3 protein-coding genes are annotated in these 3943 nt (G+C 48.6%); all 3 read right to left on the reverse strand.

All coding sequences use genetic code 11. From position 1 onward, the window contains the following. Window positions 1-37: 37 nt before the first annotated feature. Complete coding sequence (locus BUB52_RS15450; protein WP_009121624.1) at window positions 38-454, reverse strand: hypothetical protein; 417 nt, start codon at window positions 452-454, stop codon at window positions 38-40. 20 nt (window positions 455-474) lie between these two features. Further along, the gene (locus BUB52_RS15455) at window positions 475-2046 is read right to left on the reverse strand and encodes a right-handed parallel beta-helix repeat-containing protein (RefSeq protein WP_009121625.1); all 1572 of its coding nucleotides are present in this window, start codon (window positions 2044-2046) and stop codon (window positions 475-477) included. A gap of 88 nt (window positions 2047-2134) precedes the next feature. Next, window positions 2135-3943: rhamnogalacturonan lyase (locus BUB52_RS15460; RefSeq protein WP_073212698.1), on the reverse strand; the 1809-nt coding region annotated here is incomplete at its 5' end.

Genomic DNA, 3943 nt, shown 5'->3' on the forward strand with positions numbered 1-3943 from the left:
ATGGTTGTTTTGTGACATTCCGTCTGCTCTTGCATGGTTATTTGGAGAATAGCAATATACCCGTTGCTTCGCCTTTTTGGAAATGGATGTTGTAATACATTCCATTGATGTCTTCTATGAGCAATGCGTCGAGACGGATGGTTTGCAGTTTCTTTCCTGCTTCGGCTATCTTTAAAATACCGTTTGTCTTTTCTCCTGCTCCCGAACCGCCGTCCCATGAGAGATGGTATTGGCATTTTTGATGGAAATTGCTAAGGGCGACGCGGTTGGCAAAGCGGGTAATACCCCAACCGTTGTCCGCTTCCAGCTGAAATGAACTCCCTTCCCAGAAGAATGAGGGAGTGACTTCCTGAGGTGAGGAGATGTTACCGTCGTCCTCTTTGCAGGCGGTGAGAACTGCTGATAAGATGATAAACTGAAAGGCGATAACGAATGTATGGATGATTCTTTTCATGATTATGCTTTTTATAAACTTTATTTGTGTAGGGTAAGTTTCACGATGCCGCCTTGAGTAGAGGTCGCTTTCAGATTCAGTTTGCCGTTATATGCGGATAGGTCGACAGTTCCGTTACTCATTTTCACTTTTTGTCCGTTGATGTAGAAAGCGGTAAATTCCTCCGCTCCCGGTCCTTCTATGCTGGCAATGCTGTTATTTACATGAATGGCGGCTTCCATGAGCCAGTCTTTCTCACCAATTATTGTATTGTCATCGACTCCGTCATTGTCTTCATCGGTAACAGGGGCTTCGAACGAATACCCTATCCGGGTGGCGTAAAGCCGGCTGCTTTCCGAGGGTTGCAGGAATGTAATGTCCGGCAGGCTGCCGTCTGCTTTGCGCTCTGCTGTTAGCTGGCCGGCATCCAGACTAAGGAAATCTGTTTCTGTAAGCATCATAACCGTAGGCAGAAAACTGTTATTGGCTGTTTGACACAGACTTTCATTAATGTCGATGATATGTTTCTCCGCACTTCGCGGACTGTACGAGAGATTGTTTTTTAGGATATGTCCGTATCCGGCTACATCAACAGCTTCTTCTATCGATTTACGGTTGAGCATACAATAGTTGGACGGGTTCTTATATCCGCTGTTGTTGGACCAAAGGATGCCGCCCGGGTGATGATTGGCATAAAAACCTTTATTGCTGTTGTAATAAGCTATACAGTTTTTTACTTCGTGCATCGGTATGATTTCAGGGGCTTTGGGACTGTCACTCATGCCGTAGCCACCCGCCTTGAAACCGGTACCGTCTCCCGCTTTGGCGGAGGTACTGCCCGGCCGGTAACCGTTGTAAAAAGACCAGCAGTGGTCTATCACAACGGCTTGGCCGGAGTTGATGAGGTCGAAGCCGTCGTCACTGTTCCACCACGCACGGCAACCTCTGAATACATTACCGCTTCCATTGTTGTCGGGGTGTCCGCCGAAGCCGTCCACATTACCGCCCCTGCCACCGTCCGAAACGGTATCGTAGTTATTGTAAGCGTCGCAGTTCAATATCAGGTTGTCAGCTCCTTTCACCAGATAAAAACCGATTCCCATGCCATCGTGCATGGACAGGTTCTCATAGATATTGTTATTGCCGCCCCGGTTGCTGAAACATTCAGATTGGGTATGCCCGACAAGGGTGACTTGTGTACCTACTACTTCGATATTCTTGAAATGCAGGTAGGAGCCGCTGACATAGAACACGCTGACACGCTTCTCGAAGGGCTTTACTTGAGAGAGGTCGAATATCGGACGTTCACCCGGATAACCGAAGTAACGGATACGGTGTTCGTTGTCCGTTCCGCTTTTGTCCATCAGGAATACGCAGGCGTAGATTTTTTCTCTTTCTCCCATAATTTGCGACTCTTCCATGATATATCTCCCGCCGCGGATATATACTATATCGCCGGCTTTTACTTCCGCCTGCGCACGCGCCAGCGTAGCGAAAGGAGAATCGATGCTGCCCGTATTGGCATCGTCGCCGTTGGTTGCCACATAGTATTCTTTGGCTGTCAGCATTATCGGCAGGCAAAGTAAAAGGAATATTGTTTTTAATCTTTTCATGATGACAGATGTTATTGTTATGGTATATGGCGGTATATTTTGAAACGTTCGTTTGCCGGTAGGAAATTTCAATAACCTATTACCTGATTTATTTTTGTTTTAACCGGCATCCTCTGAATACGCCTTTTAAGTCCGGTCCGAAGTAGAATCCGGGCTGGGTAGGCTGGTTATATCCTACGTTTTGAGTGGCTATGCTGATACGGTATACAGGGTCTTCAAGGAATGTGTGAAAACGATACTCTGTGGGAACGGTACTTACGTATAGGCGTAATGCCGTGTTGTCGGTGGTGCGTAACAATACTTCTTCACGCCAGTCACCTATGATGTCACCTTGCAGGCATGGATTGGATTTTGTACCGTTATTGCCGGCTGTACCTTCGAAAGTGACAAGCGGTGTGCATGTTTCCACTCTCCAGTTATATTTGCTGATGATATTCTTGTCGAGCATCTCCCGTAGTAAATCTCCGTCCCACCATACGGCCATGTTCATCGGGAGCTTCTTTACTTTGGAAGCCACGATTTCTCCTTTGATATTGCGTATGCCTTCGGAACGTGCCGACCACATCTCTACGCCGGGGTGGGTTGGGTCGATATCGGCTGCCATGCAACGCCCTACGTCCGTATGATGCGGTAGCTGGAAAATGACTTTCCCTGTGGCTGCATCTCTGAAGGTAGAGCCGTCTTTCTTATTTTCATGGCACGCCCATATCTGCAGCCGCGGATTGGACGGGTCGAATTGTGTGAGGTGCAGTGCGTCACCGTGTCCCATACCGGTGGAGTACAGTCCTTTCCCGTTGTGGTCTACGGTCATGGAACCGTAGACTATCTCATCACAGCCGTCGCCGTCTATGTCCGCTACACGCAGGTTGTGATTACCTTGACCGGCAAAATTCTCATTGCCCGGTTCATTCGTATCAAAGGTCCAGGAGTTCGTCAGATTCTTTCCGTCCCAGTTGAAAGCGGCAAGGACGGTACGGGTATAATAACCGCGGCACATGACTACACTGGGATGGATACCGTCCAGATAGGCGATACATGCAAGGAAACGATCGCTACGGTTGGCACGATTATCGCCCCAGCCTCTCAACTCATTTCGTTGGGGAATGTAGTCGATGGACTGCAAGGCTTCTCCCGTCATGCCGGAGAATACGGTGAGGTATTCTTTTCCTTTAAAGATACGTCCTTGATTACGGAGTCTCGGTTCGGGTGTTCGGGTATCTCCTTTCTTCTTTCGGGGAGTATACATCTCTCCCGGTTCACGATAGTCGGCGGTGGCATCACCTATGATATTGCCTTTACCGTCTATGCTCCCGTCGGCTGTACGCATTACTACCTCGGCCTTGCCGTCATTGTCCAAATCATAGACCATAAACTGTGTGTAATGGGCACCGGCACGGATGTTCTTTCCGAGGTTGATACGCCATAGTTGTTCGCCATTCAGGCGGTAACAGTCTATCAGCACCTCACCGGTATAGCCGTCGTGAGCATTATCGTGGGAATTGCTCGGATCCCATTTCAAGATGATTTCATATTCCCCGTCTCCATCTATATCGCCTATTGAGGCGTCGTTGGGCGAATAGGTATAAGTCTCTCCCGCAGGAGTGACGCCGTTTGCAGGTTTGTTCATCGGTATCCGGATATAACCTGTCGGGGCATTGGCGGGCAGGGTATAACGGCCGTTCTTATGATTGGTCTCTTTTCCTTTTACAACAGGGCGTACTTCATAAGTTGCAGCATTCCGGCTTGTGTACGCGTCATTATATAAGGTGCCGGTACTGACCGGTTGCGAGGTGATTTTTTCCCCGTTACGATATACGTTGAATTCGGTATCCATAGGGTCGGATGAGAGGTATCTCCATGAAATGGTGACGGTAGAAGCGTCTTTGCGGATAGCGAC

Source organism: Bacteroides clarus YIT 12056 (assembly GCF_900129655.1).
GTDB classification, from domain to species: Bacteria; Bacteroidota; Bacteroidia; order Bacteroidales; family Bacteroidaceae; genus Bacteroides; species Bacteroides clarus.

Excerpts from the sequence above, each read along its gene's own strand:
- BUB52_RS15450 (WP_009121624.1), bottom strand. The coding sequence starts at position 454 with ATGAAAAGAATCATCCATACATTCGTTATCGCCTTTCAGTTTATCATC.
- BUB52_RS15455 (WP_009121625.1), bottom strand. The coding sequence starts at position 2,046 with ATGAAAAGATTAAAAACAATATTCCTTTTACTTTGCCTGCCGATAATG.